This window comes from Bradyrhizobium sp. UFLA06-06 (assembly GCF_054820065.1).
Map to the genome: position 1 here is coordinate 36123 of NZ_JADFUD010000047.1, position 20374 is coordinate 56496.

The 20374-nt window shown below is 59.0% G+C and carries 15 protein-coding genes and 1 pseudogene; 15 read left to right on the forward strand and 1 reads right to left on the reverse strand.

Annotated features, from left to right (window positions below):
- Window positions 1-27 precede the first annotated feature (27 nt).
- The 10 genes from IF803_RS30610 to ccoS all read left to right on the forward strand — a co-directional run bounded on the left by IF803_RS30610 (window position 28) and on the right by ccoS (window position 8979).
- A complete protein-coding gene (locus IF803_RS30610) occupies window positions 28-255 on the forward strand; it encodes a hypothetical protein (protein WP_075968369.1) in 228 nt (75 codons plus the stop codon).
- A gap of 386 nt (window positions 256-641) precedes the next feature.
- A complete protein-coding gene (locus IF803_RS30615; protein WP_125459132.1) occupies window positions 642-974 on the forward strand; it encodes a hypothetical protein in 333 nt (110 codons plus the stop codon).
- A gap of 67 nt (window positions 975-1041) precedes the next feature.
- Window positions 1042-2694 (forward strand): cytochrome-c oxidase, cbb3-type subunit I, encoded by a 1653-nt coding sequence (ccoN, locus tag IF803_RS30620; protein WP_026192393.1) that lies wholly within the window; start codon window positions 1042-1044, stop codon window positions 2692-2694.
- Between the two features lie 8 nt (window positions 2695-2702).
- Window positions 2703-3437 (forward strand): cytochrome-c oxidase, cbb3-type subunit II, encoded by a 735-nt coding sequence (gene ccoO / locus IF803_RS30625; RefSeq protein WP_018270237.1) that lies wholly within the window; start codon window positions 2703-2705, stop codon window positions 3435-3437.
- Window positions 3438-3448: 11 nt separating this feature from the next.
- Window positions 3449-3613 carry a cbb3-type cytochrome c oxidase subunit 3 gene (locus IF803_RS30630; RefSeq protein WP_016841961.1) on the forward strand — a complete coding sequence of 55 codons (165 nt, stop codon included), beginning with the start codon at window positions 3449-3451 and terminating at the stop codon, window positions 3611-3613.
- A gap of 6 nt (window positions 3614-3619) precedes the next feature.
- Complete coding sequence (gene ccoP, locus IF803_RS30635) at window positions 3620-4492, forward strand: cytochrome-c oxidase, cbb3-type subunit III (protein ID WP_018270238.1); 873 nt, start codon at window positions 3620-3622, stop codon at window positions 4490-4492.
- Window positions 4493-4569: 77 nt separating this feature from the next.
- Window positions 4570-6039: a cytochrome c oxidase accessory protein CcoG gene (gene ccoG / locus IF803_RS30640; protein ID WP_026192394.1), complete on the forward strand. Its 1470-nt coding sequence runs from the start codon at window positions 4570-4572 to the stop codon at window positions 6037-6039.
- Between the two features lie 22 nt (window positions 6040-6061).
- The gene (locus tag IF803_RS30645) at window positions 6062-6562 is read left to right on the forward strand and encodes a FixH family protein (protein WP_016841957.1); all 501 of its coding nucleotides are present in this window, start codon (window positions 6062-6064) and stop codon (window positions 6560-6562) included.
- A gap of 12 nt (window positions 6563-6574) precedes the next feature.
- Entirely contained in the window at window positions 6575-8761 is a 2187-nt protein-coding gene (locus tag IF803_RS30650; protein ID WP_016841956.1) for a heavy metal translocating P-type ATPase, read from the forward strand.
- The gene (gene ccoS / locus IF803_RS30655; RefSeq protein WP_018270241.1) at window positions 8761-8979 is read left to right on the forward strand and encodes a cbb3-type cytochrome oxidase assembly protein CcoS; all 219 of its coding nucleotides are present in this window, start codon (window positions 8761-8763) and stop codon (window positions 8977-8979) included. Before IF803_RS30650 ends, ccoS begins: the two co-directional genes overlap by 1 nt.
- A 1863-nt stretch (window positions 8980-10842) precedes the next feature.
- Here the strand turns inward: ccoS and IF803_RS30660 are convergent.
- Window positions 10843-11394 (reverse strand): MarR family winged helix-turn-helix transcriptional regulator, encoded by a 552-nt coding sequence (locus IF803_RS30660; RefSeq protein ID WP_018270242.1) that lies wholly within the window; start codon window positions 11392-11394, stop codon window positions 10843-10845.
- A 919-nt stretch (window positions 11395-12313) separates the two neighbouring features.
- On the opposite strand from IF803_RS30660, the gene IF803_RS30665 reads away from it, so the two are divergent.
- The 5 genes and pseudogenes from IF803_RS30665 (at window position 12314) to IF803_RS30685 (ending at window position 20356) form a co-directional block, all read left to right on the forward strand.
- A complete protein-coding gene (locus IF803_RS30665) occupies window positions 12314-12535 on the forward strand; it encodes a sulfotransferase (protein WP_461194625.1) in 222 nt (73 codons plus the stop codon).
- Between the two features lie 42 nt (window positions 12536-12577).
- Complete coding sequence (locus tag IF803_RS30670) at window positions 12578-13261, forward strand: sulfotransferase (RefSeq protein WP_461194624.1); 684 nt, start codon at window positions 12578-12580, stop codon at window positions 13259-13261.
- Window positions 13262-13801: 540 nt separating this feature from the next.
- A pseudogene (gene cysD, locus IF803_RS30675) lies at window positions 13802-15158 on the forward strand (sulfate adenylyltransferase subunit CysD).
- Window positions 15159-15249: 91 nt separating this feature from the next.
- Complete coding sequence (gene cysC, locus IF803_RS30680; RefSeq protein WP_016841948.1) at window positions 15250-16137, forward strand: adenylyl-sulfate kinase; 888 nt, start codon at window positions 15250-15252, stop codon at window positions 16135-16137.
- 1807 nt (window positions 16138-17944) lie between these two features.
- Window positions 17945-20356, forward strand: coding sequence for a 2-aminoethylphosphonate--pyruvate transaminase (locus tag IF803_RS30685; RefSeq protein WP_016841945.1), 2412 nt, complete (start codon window positions 17945-17947; stop codon window positions 20354-20356).
- Window positions 20357-20374: the final 18 nt, after the last annotated feature.

A 20374-nucleotide genomic window follows, 5' to 3' on the forward strand; every position in this document is an offset into this window, starting at 1 on the left:
AAGCAAACCCACCGCAAGAGGGTAGTCATGCCTTCATTTAACGTTCGCTTCATTAAGACCGTCTGTGACGATACCGGCCACGAGCATCGTGCCTGTCAGGCAGCGTTCAAGGTCGATGCCGCATCGCTGAGTGCTGCTGCACAGCAAGCGGAGAGCGACTTTTGCAAGCAAAAAGGTGTCCGCGATTGGACCATTTTCGCGGATGCGATGGAGCTTCGAACCCCGCCTGCGTTGCCCCCGGCATGGGGCGGCTAGCCTGAGTTCGGCTAGCGCAGGTCCTTGCGAATTTCATGGCGATGGTCAATCCGCGAGTTCAAGCGCGATCTTTTAAAACATCGCGCCGAGTCGATTCGAAGGAGCTCGCGATGCTGTCGCTAATGCGGCAGGCGGGCTGTTGCCCGCAACACGAAATGGGCCTCGGCGCAGTCTCGCAGGCGCCCCGGGGTAGAGCGATCCGGATCGAACGATTTGCTCTTACATTTGATGCAGGTCAAAAACAAACCTGCCTCCAGCAGCTATGGCTGCTTCGAGGGACATGACACATGGTCAGCCAACCTGCACATATCGGTAGTCCTTGGCGGTTTAGGAATTTGCTCAGCCGATTGCGAGCGAGCCTGTCTCGGACGTCCGAGCTGGCTTGCTTGAGCCCGCAGGACATCGATGCGATCGCGCGCGAGCTTAATCTGTCTACATCCGCTTTTCGAACCCTGGCACAAAGTCCGGGCTCTCCCGAACTCTTGAGCAAGCGCCTCGCACTTGCCGGTTTTTCCGAGCATGCGCTTGCCGCCCGCCATGGCGACGTACTGCGCGATCTGCAGCGAGTATGCGGCCTATGTCAGGCCAAAGCCCGTTGCGTCGCCAACCTCCAAACAGGGAACTATCGAAATCCGCTGAAAGACTGCCCCAACGAACAAACCCTGCGCGCGCTCGGTCGTGAGGTCGACGACGGCCTCCCGCAGCGCTTTTGCGATTGATGAACCCAATCGCTTAGCTCGCCGGAAATAATTCCCCAAGCATCCCGCTTTCAAAGAAGGCCAAGCCATGACAAGCCCATCCTTTGCCTCGAAATCCACGACGATGGGTGAAGCAGGCCTGATGTCGGTATTTGCAGTTTCTGCCTACGTCTTCTTTTTCGCCGGAGCGATGGGGCACGATTCTGCGTTTACCTTCCACGCATTGCTGGCTTCCGCCGCCAGTCTGACCGCAACGGGCGTCATCCTCAATCGCTACTACGAACGGCCGGCGCAATTACCGCCGGCGCAGATCAATGGCCGACCGAACTACAATCTCGGTCCGATCAAATTCGCCTCGGTGCTGGCGATGTTCTGGGGCATTGCAGGCTTTTCCATCGGTCTGCTGATCGCCTCGCAACTTGCCTGGCCTGCACTGAATTTTGATTTGCCCTGGGCGAGCTTCGGTCGGCTCCGGCCCTTGCACACATCGGCTGTGATCTTTGCGTTCGGCGGAAACGTGCTCATCGCGACCTCGTTCTACGTCGTGCAAAAGACCTGCCGCACCCGCTTGGCTGGCGATCTGGCGCCATGGTTTGTGGTCGTTGGCTATAATTTCTTCATTCTGATCGCAGGCACTGGCTATCTGTTCGGTGTCACCCAGTCGAAGGAATATGCCGAGCCGGAGTGGTACGCCGATCTCTGGCTCACCATTGTCTGGATCACTTATCTCATTGTGTTCGTGGCGACACTGTTGAAGCGGAAGGAGCCGCATATCTTCGTCGCCAACTGGTTCTATCTCGCCTTTATCGTCACCATTGCGGTGCTCCACCTTGGCAACAATCCCGCATTGCCGGTATCGGTGTTCGGTTCGAAATCCTACATTGCCTGGGGCGGCGTGCAGGATGCCATGTTTCAGTGGTGGTACGGCCATAACGCGGTCGGCTTCTTCCTGACCGCCGGCTTCCTGGCGATCATGTACTACTTCATTCCGAAAAGAGCCGAACGGCCGGTCTATTCTTACCGTCTCTCAATCATCCATTTCTGGGCGCTAATCTTCCTCTACATCTGGGCCGGACCGCACCATCTGCACTACACCGCCCTGCCGGACTGGACGCAGACGCTGGGCATGACGTTCTCGATCATGCTGTGGATGCCCTCATGGGGCGGCATGATCAACGGCATGATGACGCTCTCGGGCGCCTGGGACAAGCTCCGCACCGACCCGGTACTTCGTATGCTCGTGGTCTCGGTTGCCTTTTACGGCATGGCGACATTTGAAGGTCCCACCATGGCAATCAAGGTCGTCAACTCGCTTAGCCATTACACGGACTGGACGGTCGGCCATGTGCATTCGGGCGCACTGGGCTGGGTTGGCTTCGTATCATTCGGCGCGCTGTATTGTCTGATTCCCTGGCTTTGGAATCGACAGCTGTATAGCCTCAAGCTCGTCAACTGGCACTTCTGGATCGCCACGATCGGGATCGTGCTCTACATCTCCGCGATGTGGGTGTCCGGCATCCTGCAGGGGCTGATGTGGCGCGCCTATACTTCGCTCGGTTTCCTCGAGTACTCGTTCATCGAGTCGGTCGAGGCCATGCATCCCTTCTACATCATCCGTGCCGCGGGTGGCGCACTGTTCCTGATCGGCGCGCTGATCATGGCCGCCAATCTCTGGATGACGGTGAATGCGCGGGAAGCTGATCAAATCCAGGACGCTCGAGCGCTCCAGGTCGCGGAATAGGTCATCGCATGTCGCTCTGGAACCGACACAAGATCTTTGAGAAGAACTCGATCATCTTAATCGCTGGCATCCTTGCCGTGATAGCGATCGGTGGCCTGGTCGAGATCACGCCGTTGTTCTACCTCAAGAGCACGATCGAGGCGGTGGACGGCGTGCGGCCGTATACGCCGCTCGAGCTTGCCGGCCGCAACATCTACGTACGCGAGGGATGCTATGTCTGTCACTCGCAGATGATCAGGCCGTTACGCGACGAGGTCGAGCGCTACGGGCATTACTCGCTGGCCGCTGAGAGCATGTATGACCATCCGTTTCAATGGGGCTCGAAGCGGACTGGCCCGGACCTCGCACGTATTGGCGGGAAATATTCCGATGAATGGCACGTCACGCATTTGACCAATCCGCGCGCGATCGTGCCGCAATCGGTGATGCCGGGCTATCCGTCGCTGGCGAACACCGAGGTCGACCTGACCGACATGGTCGCACATCTGCGCACCAATCGGGCGATCGGCGTCCCCTATAGCGAGGACCAGATCAAGAACGCTGTCGCCGACATGAAGACGCAACTCGATCCTGACAGCGCGAACGTCGAATCGTTCCAGAAGCGTTACCCGAAGGCCGCTGTGCGCAATTTCGACGGCAGGGCCGGCAATCCGACTGAACTCGATGCGCTCGTCGCCTACCTGCAGATGCTCGGCACGTTGATCGATTTCAAGCTCTACGACGAAAAAGCCAATCTGCGCTGAAGGATCCTCTGATGAAAGCGGTTATTTCCATCGAGAATCTGGCATCGAGCTTCGTTGTGACGCTCTGGACGCCGCTGTTCGTCGGCATCTTCATAGCCATCGTCGTTTACGCGCTGTGGCCTCGCAACAAGAGGCGTTTTGATTCTGCGGCGCGCATGCCGCTGCGCCGGGACTGACAGATCATGACCGAGCACAACGACATCGATCACATCTCCGGCCGCTCCACGACGGGGCACGAATGGGATGGTATAAAGGAACTCAACACGCCGCTGCCACGCTGGTGGATTCTGAGCTTCTACGCCACAATCCTTTGGGCGATAGGCTACTGGGTCGTTTATCCGGCATGGCCGCTCCTCTCAAGCTACACGACAGGCGTGTTTGATTATTCGACCCGCGCCAGCGTCGTCAACGACCTCGCAAGTCTTGAGGAGCTGCGCGGCGAGAAGATGGCCGTGCTGGGCAAAGCGTCTCTTACCGAGATCGAGAAGGATCCGGCCCTGCTGGGATTGGCTCGCGCGCGCGGCAAGACGGTGTTCGCGGACAATTGCGCGCCATGCCACGGGAGCGGTGGCGCGGGTGCCAAGGGGTATCCGAATCTCAATGACGATGACTGGTTGTGGGGCGGATCGCTCGACCAGATCCTGCAGACCATCCAGTTCGGCGCACGTTCCGGGCATGCCCAGGCGCATGAGGGACAAATGCTGGCCTTTGGCCGCGACGGCATTCTCACGAAAACCGAGATTGTCACCGTAGCAAACTACGTGCGATCGCTGTCAGGCCTGACCACGGCAGCCAAGTTCGATGCTGCGGCCGGCACCAAGATCTTTGCCGAGAATTGCGCGGTCTGTCATGGCGAGAACGCCAAAGGCAATCAGGCGCTCGGCGCACCGAATCTGACTGACCGGATTTGGCTGTACGGCTCGGACGAGGACACGCTGGTCGAGACCATCAGCTATGGCCGCGCCGGCATCATGCCGGCTTGGAGCGGGCGGCTCGATCCCATCACAGTCAGGGCACTTGCCGTCTATGTCCATTCGCTCGGCGGCGGACAATAGGCGAGATGCGCCGCAAAACCTGCGCGCCGGTGACCCAGGATCAACGCGAGCCATCCGCGCCCGATGTCAGGTCGGTCATGAAGCCCACCGTAAACAAGACCGTTTCGCTCGATGAGCCAGTGAGTGACGAGGATGGACCCCTCTATACAGCCCATAGGAAGGTCTATCCGCAGAGCGTCCGCGGTACTTTCCGCACGATCAAATGGCGGCTGATGGTCGTGTGTCTGGGGATCTACTATCTGCTGCCCTTCGTGCGTTGGCATCGCGGCCTCGGCGCTCCCGACCAGGCGGTGTTGCTCGATTTTCCAAACCGGCGGTTCTACTTCTTCTTCATCGAACTGTGGCCCCAAGAGCTCTATTACTTCACCGGTTTGCTCGTGCTTGCTGCCATCGTGCTGTTCCTGATGAACGCACTGGGCGGGCGGATTTGGTGCGGTTATCTGTGCCCGCAGACGGTCTGGACCGACCTGTTCTATGCGGTCGAGCGCTGGGTCGAGGGCGACCGTCGCGAGCGGCTGAAGGCCGCCGCGCGCCCGATGACAGCAGGGCGCGCGGCAAAGCGCGTGCTGAAGCACGCAATCTGGTTGATGATTGCCTGGTGGACCGGCGGCGCCTGGGTGCTCTACTTCGCCGACGCGCCGACCTTGGTGCACGATCTGGCAACGTTCCAAGCGCCCGCAACCGCCTATATCTGGATTGGGATCCTGACCGCTTTGACATATCTGCTGGCTGGCTACATGCGCGAGCAGGTTTGCGTTTATATGTGCCCGTGGCCGCGCATCCAGGCCGCGCTCACCGACGAATGGGCCCTCAATGTCGCCTACAAATACGACCGCGGCGAGCAGCGCTGCTCATTGAAGAAATCATTCGATCTGCGCGCACGCGGCGAAAGGGTCGGAGACTGCATCGATTGTAATCAATGCGCGGCGGTCTGTCCGACCGGGATCGATATACGAAATGGCGCCCAGCTGGGCTGCATCCAGTGCGGGCTGTGCATCGATGCCTGCGATGCCGTCATGAAGAAGATCGGGCGCAAAAGCGGCCTGATCGGTTACGACAACGACATCAATATCCGCCGGCGGATGGACGGCAAGCCGGAGCTGTTCAAGCCGGTGCGCCCGCGCACGCTCGTTTATGCCTTTTTGATCACGATCATCTGCGCGGTGATGGTTTATGAGTTGTTGTCGAGAACGATGCTCGATCTCAGCGTTCTGCATGATCGTAATCCCATGGCTGTCAGACTCAGCGATGGATCGGTTCGCAACGCCTATACCGTGCGTTTGCTCAACAGGCGCGACTTCGATCGGGTAATCGCGATCGACATCGATGGGCCGCCCAAGACGTCCGTCCACGTCGTCGGCGCCGATTCGGTGACCGTGGATCGGCCGATGATCGTCCTGGCTCGCGATACGACGACAGAACTGCGTGTGCTGTTGACGGCGCCGGTTGACGGCATGGCGGAACGCTCGATGCCGGTGAGGTTTCGGGTCACCGACCTTGGCCTCGGCGAGGTCGCCTCCGCATCGGATCATTTTGTTCTCCCCTGACGATCACTGACGGGATGTGACCATGACCGCATCAAATCAAGTCACGTGGCCCATTACCGGGCGCTTCGTCCTGATCGCGATCCTTGCGTTCTTTTCGGTCGTGATCGGCGCCAATCTGGTCATGATGCGCTTTGCCATCGTTACGCTGCCGGGGACGGAGGTTGACAGCGCCTATCGTGCGAGCCTCGCCTATCAGCGCGAGATCATCGCGGCACGGCAGCAGAACGAGCGAAACTGGCAGGTGCAGGTATACATCCACCGGCAGTCGGATGGTGAAGCTGAGCTTGCGATCGAGGCGCGCGACCGCCTAGGTGCGCCTCTCGCCGGAATGAATTTCGTGGCCCGCCTCGAGCGCCCGGTCGACCGCCGGGCCGATCGGGCGATTGATGTCTCGCAGGCCAATGCTGGGATCTACCGCGGCAGCGCCTCGGGCGTCGCTGTCGGACAGTGGGATCTCGTGATCGAGGGCGACGATGACGACCGCCGCATGTTTCTGTCGAAGAACCGCATCGTCCTGAATTGAGAGCGTGTGCACATGCAGTCCGACATCGACTTTTCTCACTTTCTGAAGAGGACAGGCGCGGGCCGTCTCCAGCTTGACCTTGCGGTGGAGGGGATCAGTTGCGTGGGCTGCATGGGCAAGATCGAGCGCAATCTGTCGAGCATTCCGGATGTGACCTCGGCACGCGTGAACCTCACCGATAATCGGCTGGCGCTCGAATGGAAGGCCGGAGCCCTCGATCCAGCTCTATTTGTCAAGCGGCTCGCCGAATTAGGCTATAGGGCATATCCGTTCCAGCGGGACAATGCGGAGACGCTGGAGGCGGAGAGAGCGCAGGAATTGCTGCGGCGGCTGGGCGTCGCCGCCTTTGCCGCGATGAACGTGATGATGCTGTCGATCCCGGTATGGTCCGGAAATGTCTCGGATATGCTGCCGGAACAGCGCGACTTCTTTCATTGGCTCTCCGCGCTGATCGTCCTGCCGGCCGCGGCTTATTGTGCGCAACCATTCTTCTCTTCCGCTTTTGCCGTGCTGCGGGCGCGCGGAACCAATATGGACGTTCCGATCAGCATCGGCATTCTGCTCGCCCTGGCGACATCGCTGATCGAGACCATCGCTCATGCCGAGCACGCCTATTTCGATGCGGCGATCATGTTGATCGCCTTTCTGCTCGCAGGTCGCTATCTTGACCAGAACATGAGGCGACGCACCCGCGCCTTCGCCAGCAACCTTGCAGCACTCAAGGCGGAGACTGCGGCGAAGTTCATTAGCCCGACCGAGATCAGAACCGTTCCGGTGGCGGCGATCAAGCCGGGGGACATCGTGCTGGTGCGCCCCGGCGAATGCTGTACAGTCGACGGCAACGTGATCGAGGGAAGCTCCGAGATCGATCAAAGCCTTATTACCGGCGAGACTTTGCCGGCGATCGCGACGCCCGGCAGCGCGGTGTTCGCCGGCACATTGGTACGGTCCGGCACCCTGCGCGTCCGTGCAGCGGCGACCTCGGACGGCACACTGCTTGCTGAGATTTCCAGGCTGCTCGATCATGCCCTGCAAGCGCGCTCGCGCTATCTGCGCCTCGCCGAACGCGCGTCGCGACTCTATGCGCCGATCGTTCACATCACGGCCTTCCTGACCATGCTGGGTTGGCTTGCCTCTGGCGCCACCTTTCATAATTCGGTGGTCACGGCGATCGCAGTCTTGATCATCACCTGCCCCTGCGCGCTGGGTCTGGCTATCCCCGCGGTGCAGACGGTGGCCGCCGGCGCACTGTTCCGTTCCGGCGTGCTGCTCAATGCCGGGGATGCAATCGAGCGTATCGCCGAGGTGGATCGGGTGATCTTCGACAAAACCGGGACGCTGACGCTGCCTGAACTCGATGTCGCCAATCTCGCTGGCATTCCCGAGGATGTCGTCAAATTGGCGGGCCGGCTGGCGCTGTCGAGCCGCCATCCGGTCGCCGCCGCCCTGGCGCGTGCTGCCGGCGCAAACGAGCCGTTGGCCGATATCGAAGAGGAGCCGGGACGGGGCGTCCGCGGTTACTATGAGGGCGCGCCGATCCGGCTGGGCCGCCCCTTGTTCTGCGGCGCTGACAGCCTCGCTGACGAGATCCTGTGCCATGATCCCGAGGCCTCCGTCGTCGCGTTCAGCCACGGCGAGGCGAGGCATGTCTTTGCCATCAGGCAAAGGATGCGGCCGGACGCGGTCGAGGTCGTCACAAGCCTCGCACGCCTTGGCATCATGGTGGAGATCGTTTCCGGGGATCGCGAGCCGGCTGTTCGGCGGGCGGCCGAGACGCTTGGCATTCACAAGTGGCGGGCCAACGTCTCGCCGACGGACAAGGTCGCCCGGGTCGAAGATCTGACGAGCAGGGGATACAAGGTGTTGATGGTCGGCGATGGCTTGAACGACGCGCCCGCGCTCGCAGCAGCCCATGCCTCGATGTCGCCTGTCACCGCTACCCATATGAGCCAGGCGGTCGCTGATGCGATCTTCCTCGGTGCGCATCTTGGGCCCGTGATAAAGGCGGTCATTGCCTCGCGCGGGGCGCTGCGGCTGATGCGGCAGAATCTCTGTCTTGCTGTCGTCTACAACGTCCTGGCTGTGCCCGTTGCGATCGCCGGCTTGGTGACGCCGCTGATTGCCGCCGCGGCAATGTCATGCTCGTCGGTGCTGGTCATGCTTAACGCGCTGCGGGCGCGAAGAGGCGAGGCCCTCTGATGGAAGTGCTGATCTATCTGGTTCCGCTCGCCCTTTCACTCGGCTTCCTCGGTCTGCTTGGCTTTCTGTGGTCGCTGAAGAGCGGCCAATATGACGATCTCGACGGCGCGGCCTGGCGCGCCATCGCCGATGAGGAGCCCGATCAGCCTCCAGTGCCGGTCCAAATAGTGCCAACGGACCAGCGCATTTGTGGAAGCGGGCGTCGACGCGAGTACTAACTCGCCCGTCCAGGCGGTCCACCGCCGCAACTGTGGGACAGGCGAAGGTCGGACGGTTAGCAGCCTGTTGATGGCGGCAGGGCGCCGTGATCAGCAGCGGCTGCTCAGTGGCCCACTCGCTATCGATGACCATAGTATGAGAGCGCGATGGTGTCTGCCGGATTCAATGCCTGATCCCCTCTGAGCTGGATACAAATCTCGACCCTACCTGAAGTTCTCTGGCTAATCGCAATTCCCTTTCTCATGGTGTTTCAAAGACTTGTAACAACCTGCTAGGTTCCAACAACGATGTGTCAATTAGGAGACTGGATACGCCAATTCATGGCCAAATTTCTCGATACGAAAACCTCCACGAAACTAACAACTGGGAAGGCGCTGTAGCTATTGCTTCTGAACACATGACAGAGCCTTGCACCTTTGCGCGAGGTCTATGCTTGCCTCCTTTTTACGGTCGTCGCTGTGAAAAAACTATGTTAGAAGCCGCTCCTCTCAAAAGGAGCATTCATTGTGAAAAAAGCAACCAAGAAACGCGTTAAGCGGCGCGAGTGGACTAAGGCAGATATCAAAGAACTCAAGGTCCATTCAAAGGCTCGGACCCCGGTCACGAAAATATCAAAAATGACCAAACGCTCTGTCGGTGCGCTACGCCAGAAGGCCTTACATCTCGGAATCGGACTGGGACATCAGCGGTAGCTAATTGGGCTGCGCTGTTGATTGCTACAGTAGGGCGGCTCCCGGGCCGCCCTTATTGGCTGTTGGATTGTGTCGCAACAGCTGGTTCCGCCCAACCGTTGATCAACCAGCTTCGAGCCCGGGTAATTTCCTATCGATTTCAGCGCCGCGATTGTTGCTGCTGTCCGAGAACGTAGCATTGTCGGAGCTTTATAAAGTGAGGTGATCGAATCCAGCGAACTCAGTGAGTACAGTCTGCATTCCTGCTACGACGAACGTCTGGTCTGCTTCTCGGCGTGTACCTGCCAGAGGACTGGCCGCTTGGTTCTGCAGCCGATCAGCTTTGACGAGGTCCCGGAGTCCTCAGCTGGCTGATGAGAGGAGAGCTTCTCACCTACGACGTTAGGGGCGGTTACCTCAACAAGGAGCTTCTCCAACACAGGGCAGGGCGTGTGTGTCCACGATCGGCGGCGCGTCAAAGATCTTCGTGGCTTCGACCGACGATCGATTTGCAGATGAAGATGGGCTTTTCACACCACGTGCTGGGCGGAGCCTGGCGATGGCGGAGCGGCCTCGAGCGTCCGGCATCTTCGATGAGATTTTTGGAAAGCGCTTTGTGGCAATATCTCGGCAAAAAGCTGGTGACACGCTAAGTCACATGAGCCCGCAGATCTAAGCCAGCTCTGCGCGATTTGCTTAAGCGCGAGATTCAGCTCCCGCCACATCGAGGTCTGTACAGACGACGCGCCCGAAACCGCTCAAGAATGTTCAGCTTTCATCAGGGGTCGGCTCGTAGCTACCTCGTTGTTACTGCGACGGTCCCCTTTGGCTGACCACAGTTGAGAAGGTCGTCGTTATGGCCTAAGAGTGGATTCTGCAAAAATTGGGACGCGGCGCAGTCATGGGCCCACGGGTTAGCCGATAGAAACAACCTTGCGAGTGGGGCGTTCCTCGAAGATCATTTGGGCGCAAGAGTGCCCCGCCCAGCCTGCTGGTGAGCTCGAGCTTCGGAACGATACGGCGCGCTCAGCAGCAATAAAAACAGCGCTCGGTTGGCTTGATATCTGGCGGCCGAGCGGCTGCGCCCTGAGCCCGTCATCATCTGCTTGCCCTCGTCGGTATGCACGGACCACAACCACCTTCGTCGGCGCTGCTTCAAGGAAAACTCGAAGACTGGAAGCGTTGACATGGCTACGTGGCATCATTTCTGACGGACGTGCGTTTGGTCTTCGGAAGGCCAGAACCGCTCTCGCGGTAGACCTTCTCCAGACGACGCCTGACTGCAGCCAGCTTGGCAATGAACTCGCTTGATCCGTTAACCCCGAATTCATCAGAAGCGAGCTCATCCAGTGCTTCCTGCCCTGCCAAAGATGCCAGACGTTTACGAGTTTTGGCTGTCAGCGTCATCTGCACGACCCGAGCGTCGCTTGCGCAGTGCTTGCGCCGCAGGAATCCATTTTTCTCGAGCAGCTTTGAATGGGTCGTGACGAAGGAAGGATCGACGTGCATCAACTTTGAAACCATGTTGACGGGGACACCATTCTCTTTCCCCAAATAGGCCACGGCCATCAGGATCATCCACTGTGGCCCGGTGATGCCAAGGACATCGGCTCGGGATCTCGCAAGCTCTTCGAGCCACGCACTGATCGATCTGATCTCCCACATGAACGGCCGGATCGTCTCCAGTTCGTCAGTAGAGGTACTGCCAAGCGCGTTTGCTGGGCCAGGCAAATCCGGCGGCATCGAAGCTCTGGTTCCATCTTTTACCAGCTTGCCTTAGCGCGAATGAGAAGTGGCGACAACGCCGTAAGAGCAGGCAAATCAAATGCTTGGTACGGTACGGACGAAAGGGGAGTGTGCCAATCATGAACTGGCCGGAGCAGTTGCGGCAACAGAGCGCTCATTGTCTTGACGAACCGGCGGCATCCACTTGTCGGGTCGATCCCACACGCCGGTAAGATTGATGCCCCTACCAACGAGACGTCCATGGTCTGCTTCATTGGTTACTCGCCGGCTTGCTCACTCCTTTGCCGGATCATCGAGCGGTCAAAGTCTCGAGCGAGGAACGTTAGAACATCTGCGCCGCGTGTCGCGAAATCTCGACGCGCCATCTTTCCCTCTGATTAAAGGATACGACTTGCTCTTCCCACGCGGTCGGACTGCAATGTCCAGCACCGCGAGCCGTTGGGCGCAGACCATCAGCCTCGATGAGATCGGGCCGATTATGCAGAAAGCGATCGATAAGCGACAAGGCAAGTTCAACGACGAGGTCCGCCGGTGGGCTATCATCGAAGCCAATGCAAATTGCTTCCGAAGCCGAGACGATACGTCTTGACGCTCGGTTGCCTGGGGCTAGTGTCGTCGCTTCACGCCTTCGCCAACAGTGTTGTGTGGTGGTTGCCCGATAAACCGCAGTATAGTCTTCTCATCCGATTCCATATCGGCGGCTTGCCTTCGTATAGTTGAGCGGGCTTTTGGTCACAACTAGCCTTGCGAGTAGGCGGCAGGCTGCCGATTGCAATTGCCAAAAACGCTTGCGCGATTCATCAATTCGACGGATTCAGACCATGAATTGCAGGCGCCTCCCTCCTCGTATGGCAAAGTGTCGCGAGCGATCGGCCGATGGGAAATTGCGCGGCCGCCGTCGTCCTCGAGCGAACAAGTGTGTGGTCCGGGGGGCGCTTTCCTCGAGCGCATCAGGAGCGGTATTTTGAGCCAGGATGCAAACCGCGGGGCCACGGTCTGCTTTCTGCTCGGCCTTCCACGGTCCGGAACGACGCTGTTGGCGCATTTGCTCCAACAGCATCCGGAAATTACAGCTCCACCAGAGCCTTGGCTCTGTCTCTTATACACATCGTTCGTCGGCAGCGTCAGATGTGTATAAGAGACAGGTGCGTATCTGTCCTCGGCGGGCAAGCGCATCATCGTGGACAAGACACCACGCTACTGGATGGTGCTCGACTATTTGGATCTTCTTTATCCTGAGGCGCCGCATATTCTTCTGATGCGCAATCCCTACGCCATTGCCGCATCCCTGAAGTCGACTTGGGGAGTCCCCCTTCAGGCGAAAAGCTCCCGTTCGGTCAGCTTGTCCTCGCTTGCTGATCTCATGCTCCGCCTGCCTGACGTTATTGCCTCTTCGCTTGCTGATCTGGTTCTCGGCCTGCCCAAACTCGCTGCGCACCGCGATCGCCGGCAGACGATGGTGGTGCAGTACGAACGCCTGGCGGCGTGTCCGGAGGAGGAAATCCAGCGTCTCATCGCTGGCCTTGGCTGTGATCCAAAAGACACCGCAGCTACGTCGACGGCTCGGGCCGATTATCTTCACTCCAGCAGCTTTGGAGATCGGAAAATCCTTGAAAGAAGGACCGTCGATGAGAAGTCTGTCGACGCGTGGCAGGTCCAATTGAGCGTCGAAGAGATGCAAACGATAACCGATCTGATCGGCGTCGAGCTGATGATACAGCTCGGATATGAAGCGGAATTGCGGTGGTTGATAAAGGGCGCGAGGTCACCGAGCTATATCGTCAGATATTTCGAATGTGGTGGGATCTGCGCCTCAGCAAGGAACGGGCATGGTCGAGCATTTCAGCCAACCCCGGTAAGCTGACCCCTGGCATTCGGCGGCCAATCGAGAACTCATGCTCCACACCAAATGCGTCCACAGGGCACGATGCGCAGCATCTATCCGGAACCGACTTCGACCAAAATCAGGAGCTGACGAGTTCGATGGAGGCGCAGTTGCGCATGGCACTCTTGGCTTCGGAATCGGATCGAGGTGCACTGCAAGAGGCCGTTCGGCATCGCGACGCCGTTATCGAGGCGCTGCGGGGCGAGATTGTGCGGCTCAAGGAGGGGAGCAACAATCACGAGCGATGATCCTCCCAGGACTATGGTCAAAATGTGCTGCCTGCCTTATCGAGCTCGTTGTCTAGCTGGCAAGCGGAAGTAAGTCCGCCGGCTCGCGTGTCCAGCCGCGCTTCGATTGGTTGCTGGCAGACGCCGAACGAAGGATGGACGCTATCCGCTGTTTGACCCGGTGGACGCCGATGCGCTATGGCAGGCAGCCGATCGCTGCAACGCCTATCGGGCCTATCGCAAGGCAAACGCGGTACTGAACGAACTAAAGATCCCGCATCGTAGAAGACACATGCTGCCGAAACATCTGCGCCGTCTCGAAGCTGAATCGATCGAAATCATGCGTGACGTGGTCGCCGAGTTCAAAAAGCCGGTCATGCTCTACTCGATCGGAAAAGACTCGAGCGTGATGCTGCATATTGCGATCAAGGCCTTCTATCCCGCAAAGCTCCCGTTTCCCCTGCTTCACGTCGACACGACCTGGAAGTTTCGTGAGATGATCAGCTTCCGGGACGCGACAGCCAAGCGCCTCGGCCTCGACCTGATCGTCCATGTAAACGAGGAGGGCATCGCGCGCGGGATCAATCCGATCGACTCCGGCTCCGCGCTTCATACCCGGGTGATGAAGACCGACGCCCTGAAGCAGGCGCTCGACCTCCACGAATTCGATGCCGCCTTTGGCGGCGCCCGGCGTGATGAGGAGAAGAGCCGCGCAAAAGAACGGATACTCTCCTTCCGTTCGTCCGGGCACGTCTGGGACCCCCGCAATCAGCGGCCGGAGCTCTGGAACCTGTTCAATACGCGGATTCGCCAGGGCGAAACCATGCGCGTTTTTGCGATGTCAAACTGGACTGAGCTCGACGTGTGGGAATACATTATGTGCGAGAAGATCCCGGTCGTCCCGCTCTACTTCGCCAAGCAAAGACCGATCGTGCGTCGAAATGGCGCGACGATCATGATCGACGACAAGCGATTGCCGCTTCGGTCTGGCGAGACGCCACAAATGCGGATGATCCGTTTCCGCACGCTGGGCTGCTATCCGTTGAGCGGGGCTATTGAATCCGACGCGACGAACGATCGAAGACATCGTCGCAGAGATGCAGACGCCCGGCCACGAGCAGTATACTCGCAACATGGCAACGGGCGCCTCAAACGCCCAGCTCGCTATCATCCTCATCGATGCCCGCAAGGGCGTGCTGGTTCAAACCAAGCGCCACTCGTTCATCTGTTCGCTCCTTGGTATCCGCCATCTCGTCCTGGCAGTGAACAAGATCGACCTCGTCCACTACAGCAAAGAGAGCTTTGATCGGATCGTCGCCGACTATGTGGCCTTTGCCAGCGATCTTGGCTTCGAATCGATCGTTCCGATCCCGATCTCTGCCAGGTACGGCGACAATGTCGTCGACCGCTCCGGCAACACTCACTGGTACGATGGTCCCTGCCTGCTCGGCCAGTTGGAGAGTATTGATATCCGGTGCGACAGCTCCGGGCAGGCCTTCCGCTTTCCAGTACAGTGGGTGAACCGGCCGGACCTGGATTTCCGCGGCTACGCCGGGTCCGTGGCTTCGGGAAGCATCTCGGTGGGCGACGACATCGTCGTCGCAGCGTACCTGCGCCGAGGCCGGCGATGCAATCACGATCACCATTGAAGACGAAATCGATATCGGCCGTGGCGATCTCCTGGCACGTCCGACCGAGCGGCCGGAGCTCGCCGACCAATTCGCCGCTCATCTGATCTGGATGGATGAGGACCAGCTCGTTGTCGGGCGCAATTACATTCTGCGCATTGGATCGCAGACCATAGCCGGCAGCATTACCGCGATCAATCATCGGATCGACGTCAATACACGGGAGCACCTGTCAGCCGGGACGCTTGGCCTTAACGAGATCGGCTTTTGCAATATATCAACCACCCGGCCTGCGGCGTTCGATCCTTACGAGGCCAATCGCAAGACCGGATCATTTATCGTCATCGACCGGTATACAAACCGTACGGTCGCGGCCGGGATGATCGCATGTCCACTGCGGCGGGCGACCAACGTCGCTTGGCAACCCGTTGCAGTGGGACGGAAGGAGCGGGCCGACCTCAAGAACCAGAAGCCCTGCATCATTTGGTTCACCGGCCTGTCCGGCGCAGGAAAATCGACGATTGCCAACATCGTCGATCAAAAGCTGTTCGCAATGTCCCGGCATGCCATGCTGCTGGATGGGGACAACCTGCGGCACGGATTAAATGCGGACCTCGGCTTCTCCGAGGTCGACCGCATGGAAAACATTCGGCGCGCCGGGGAGGCTGCCAAGCTGATGGCGGACAGTGGCTTGATCGTAATTTGTTCGTTCATCTCGCCCCACAGGAGCGAACGAGACATGGTGCGCAGTCTGGTCAGCAAGGAGGAGTTTGTCGAAGTCTTTGTCGATACGCCGATCGAAGAATGCGCGCGTCGCGATCCCAAAGGTCTTTATTCAAAGGCGAAGTCCGGTAAGATCAAGAACTTCACCGGCATCGATGCGTCCTATGAAGCGCCGATAAGACCCGAAATTCATCTCAGGACCATGGAGCAGACACCTGAGCAAATGGCCCAGGCCGTGATCGATGTGTTGATGGCTCGCGCAATTCTTGGCCGTTAGTGTTCGTCAAACCTGTCACCTCGCATCGCACCATCGATAGCAGGAGATGCCCCCCACTAACCTGCTGGCCCGGCCACGGCGACTCAGGTTAAGCAAAGGCATCAATCAGACTCAGGCTCCAAAGGAACAAAATGGTTGCGTCCACACGTCGATTGCCCGCTTCTGGTTATGTGCTCGAAATCGACGGTCAATTGAAAACCGAATTCGCAACCAGGGATGGGGCCTTCGCAGGAGCCCAGGAGCTCAAGAAGCGCCGTCCCATGCTCCAGGTCAGAATCTATGACGCCAGGACAAAGGCCAGAGAGGAAGTCCGACTTCCAGTAGCTTGAAGTTTCGCTTGATGCCGTTTCCCGCGCGTCCGACTAGCGTCATGCCTAGGCTCTCGTAACCGAGCTGCCGGCGTCTCGGACATCCAGCTTCGATCTCTCGCGCACGATGAAGAAGGGCAACTCGTTCCTCCGGGTCTAGCCGCATCCGGCGCAATTGTTTGCCAGTACATTGACTTGGGAAGCAGGAGCAGCCTGTCCCGACGCTCGGGCGCTAGGCCTACCCTCCGGCGCGCTGTCTTCAGTTTGGGCCGTATCCCTCACCTGCGCGCGAGCTTCAAAGGGCCGTCTGCGGGGCTGGCTGTGAACATGTCTGCACGAGGCGGGCCGGCAGGGGACAATGCGAAAGCCGCGGGACAGGCTCGCGACGCGGGTCGCCCCCCACACTCAATTCATGCCGGACCGCTCACCTCCTCAATGAGCCTGCAGCTTGCTGGCGTCAGTTCTCGTGGGGAAAAACTCGACCCAAGGCCGCTAACGGCCCCAGCGAGGGGGTAGACGCTAAGGGCGAGGCTATCGCTGGCTCGATTTCCGGCATTTTCGACGCTCTGTCTTGAGCTTGAGCGACACCGGCCTCGAGCCGGACGCCGGATCGAGAGTGCGCTCGACATTTGGCAGATCTAGCAGAGGAGCCAACCGAGCAGAACGGCTCGAAGGAGCTAGCCGTCGAGGTCAAACGCCTCATGACTGCGGGCAGGCTCATCGGTCCGCAAGCCGTTGAGCTGCTCCGCGATCGAGTTGAGCATTCGAGCTCCACGACGGCGCACTCCCCGCGGCGACACTCTGGATCAGCCGTCAACCACGACACGCCCACCGCCGTGATGATGGACTGCGGGACGATCCTGACGTCGAACTATGAAAACTCCGAGCTCGCTTGCCGCAAATCACATCGTTCAGCCGCTCGAGTTGGCTTATCGCTCCTTTTGGAGGTGCACGTCAGAAAAAATTCACACGAGAAGAGTTCGGGAGAGGGTTGAAACGCACCTAACGTCAAGTTGTACGATCTGAAAATGGACGGCAAAGGTCGTCAACGTCCCGAATTCTCCAACGAGTGACAGTATGCGAATGTCCCAAGTCTCAGGCTCACGCAGGATCAGGCTCATCAGCAACGGAACGCATCATGTCCGTCAGGCGCGGATCGATATCCGCACGCGATGGACCCGATGTGCACGTTCGTCCGAACCTCAACGTTCGCCTGAATGCACGGTTTGGCGTAAACCGATCGACGCCTAGCTAGCAATGCGATGGCGCTCAAATCCTTGCATGCATGATGTGGTGGGCTGCTGGCGATGCTTGCCCGCGCCTATGGTGTTTCTCCCAGCAGCAGATGAATCGAGAAAGCCTGCGCCCAAGGGGGTGAGGTCGCATCATCGCGCTTCAGATCCATCGACGAATACGGTTTAAGGGGAATTGGTGTGACTAGACAACGCTCTCTGCTGACGCCTGGTCCATTGTCGCTGTCGCTGGCGGTCAGGAGCCAGATGCTGCTCGACCTCGCATCGCGCGATGGTGAGTTCAAGGAAGTGACCGCCCGCATGAGGCGGCTGATGCTCAATCTGCTGGGAGGTGCCAAGGACTATTCGGTGGTCCCCATTCAGGGGGGCGGGTCCTTTGCAATGGAAGCCGCGCTCTCTTCATTCGTGTCCAGGAACGACAAGCCGCTCGTTTGCATAAACGGCATCTATGGCGAGCGCATTTTCAAGATTCTGCGGCTGTGGGGCGTCGAAGCGCTGAAGCTTGTCAAGCGAGCGACCGAGCCCCTGGACCCCCAGGAAGTTGCCGAGCAGCTGAGCCGAAATCCCGGCGTTACTCACCTATGTCTTGTGCATTGCGAGACAACAACCGGAATCGTCAATCCGCTTGACGCGATCATAGAGGAGGCGAGGCGGCGTGGTGTGAAGACGATCGTCGACGGCATGAGCTCTTTTGGCGCGATTGACATCGACCTAAGCCGTGGTGGACCGGATGTCCTGGTCACATCGAGCAATAAGTGCATCGAAGGGCCGCCAGGAGTAGCTTTTGTCATCGCGTCTCGCGAGCTGCTGGAAAAAGCGGTTCAAGAACCAAGGTCATTTGTGCTCGACGTGAGAGACCAATGGCTCTCGCTCGAGCGTACCGGAGAGTGGCGATCGACCCCACCCACCCACATCGTTCAGGCAACAACGAAGGCTTTGGAGATTCTGGAGGGGGAGGGCATTGATGCCAGGCGCCGCAGGTATGAGAAGGTCAGAGACGATCTCGTCCAAGAACTCGAAGGGGTAGTGTCTCCGCTGCTATCCGCCGAATTGCAGTCTCCGGTCTGCGTCGCGTTCAGCGCGCCGTCCGGAATCGCGGATCAGGCAGGCTTCGATGGGCTATATCGTCACTTGGCGGCCCACAATCTTTATATCTACTCGAAGCTGCATCTTGCGACGCGGAGTTTTCGGGTCGGCTGCATTGGCGAGATCCAGCCCAGTTGGATCGAGCAGTTGGGGTGCGCCTTTCGTACATATTTTCGGTCCGGCCCGGCTTCATCCATGGGGACGCCGTCAACCCGCCAGGCCTGCGAGCGTGGGGTCGAGATGTCATCGTCCTTCGCAAAGGACTCGCAGCTGCCGTTCTCTGCCGAAACTGCTGTTCTGCACGCCGGCTACCGACGCGATCCGGTGACGAAAGCTGTCGCAGTGCCGATCTATCAGAACACGGCTTACGAACTTGATGGCGATCTGAATCACATTGCGGACGTCTATAACGTCAAGGCTGATGGATTCACCTATACGAGGATCATCAACCCGACGACCCGCGCGCTGGAAAAAAGGTATGCCGCGGTCGACATGGGAAGCGACTCGCTCGCCGTCGCATCAGGTCAAGCGGCAACCTTCCTTGCCATCGTCAACCTGTCAAGCGGCGAGGTGGGGGACAATATCGTCGCCTCACCGTATCTCTATGGCAACACGTGGAATCTGCTCCATAACACGCTGAAGCGTCTTGGTATCAGCGTCAGAACGGCAGACCCCCGAAGGCCCGAGACCTTCGAACGTGCCATCGATGATCGCACGATCTGCCTGTTCGGAGAGGTGATTTCAAATCCTTGCCTGATTCCGCTTCCGGTCAAACAGCTGGCTGAGATCGGCCGAAAGCACGGCGTTCCGTTGGTGGTGGATAATACGACGACCCCGCTGGTATGTCGGCCGTCAGATCTCGGTGCTGCGATTACGACCTACTCCGCTACGAAATACATATGCGGCCATGGCACAACGCTGGGCGGTCTGATCGTTGACAACGGCAAGTTCAGCTACCGCGGCGCCTCTCGCTTTCCCTTGTTCAACAGTCCTGACGAGGCGCATGGCGGGATCATCTGGCGCAACGCGCTGCAAGATGTCGACGATCTCGGAAAAAGCGAGGTTCTCTTGAAGGCTCGCATGACCTGGTTGCGCGATACTGGCGCGGCCATTGCCCCCTTTGCGAGCTTTCAGCTGATCCAAGGCCTTGAAACGCTGCCCCTTCGCATGAAGCAGCACTGCGCAAACGCCAGGATCGTGGCCGACGTTCTTAAGGAGCATCCAAAAGTGCGCCGCGTCTTCTACCCGGGGCTGTTCGAGGGAGCCGATCGGGAAACTGTCGACCAGACACTCAATCCCGCATACGGACACGGCGCGATGGTCATGTTCGAAGTTGAGGACGAGCAGGCCGGGCGGAAATTCATCCAGAATGTCGACCTGATGTATCACGTCTCGAATGTCGGGGACGCCCGTACGCTCGTAACGCATCCTGTTTCGACCACCCACACCACTGTTCCGCGGGAGAAGCGCGAAGCCGCCGGCATATTTGGCGGCTCGATCCGACTTTGCGTGGGCATCGAAGATGTCGACGACATCGTGCGCGATCTGGACAGGGCGCTTTCCGCAATCTGACAACTTGTAAGGCGATCA

Coding starts and splice junctions, on each gene's coding strand:
- IF803_RS30610 (WP_075968369.1), top strand. CDS start 28: ATGCCTTCATTTAACGTTCGCTTCATTAAGACCGTCTGTGACGATACC.
- ccoG (WP_026192394.1), top strand. CDS start 4,570: ATGAAGCCCACCGTAAACAAGACCGTTTCGCTCGATGAGCCAGTGAGT.
- cysC (WP_016841948.1), top strand. CDS start 15,250: ATGGATGAGGACCAGCTCGTTGTCGGGCGCAATTACATTCTGCGCATT.
- IF803_RS30685 (WP_016841945.1), top strand. CDS start 17,945: ATGCTGCTCGACCTCGCATCGCGCGATGGTGAGTTCAAGGAAGTGACC.
- IF803_RS30660 (WP_018270242.1), bottom strand. CDS start 11,394: ATGCCGCCGGATTTGCCTGGCCCAGCAAACGCGCTTGGCAGTACCTCT.
- ccoP (WP_018270238.1), top strand. CDS start 3,620: ATGACCGAGCACAACGACATCGATCACATCTCCGGCCGCTCCACGACG.
- IF803_RS30650 (WP_016841956.1), top strand. CDS start 6,575: ATGCAGTCCGACATCGACTTTTCTCACTTTCTGAAGAGGACAGGCGCG.
- ccoN (WP_026192393.1), top strand. CDS start 1,042: ATGACAAGCCCATCCTTTGCCTCGAAATCCACGACGATGGGTGAAGCA.
- ccoO (WP_018270237.1), top strand. CDS start 2,703: ATGTCGCTCTGGAACCGACACAAGATCTTTGAGAAGAACTCGATCATC.
- IF803_RS30630 (WP_016841961.1), top strand. CDS start 3,449: ATGAAAGCGGTTATTTCCATCGAGAATCTGGCATCGAGCTTCGTTGTG.
- ccoS (WP_018270241.1), top strand. CDS start 8,761: ATGGAAGTGCTGATCTATCTGGTTCCGCTCGCCCTTTCACTCGGCTTC.
- IF803_RS30645 (WP_016841957.1), top strand. CDS start 6,062: ATGACCGCATCAAATCAAGTCACGTGGCCCATTACCGGGCGCTTCGTC.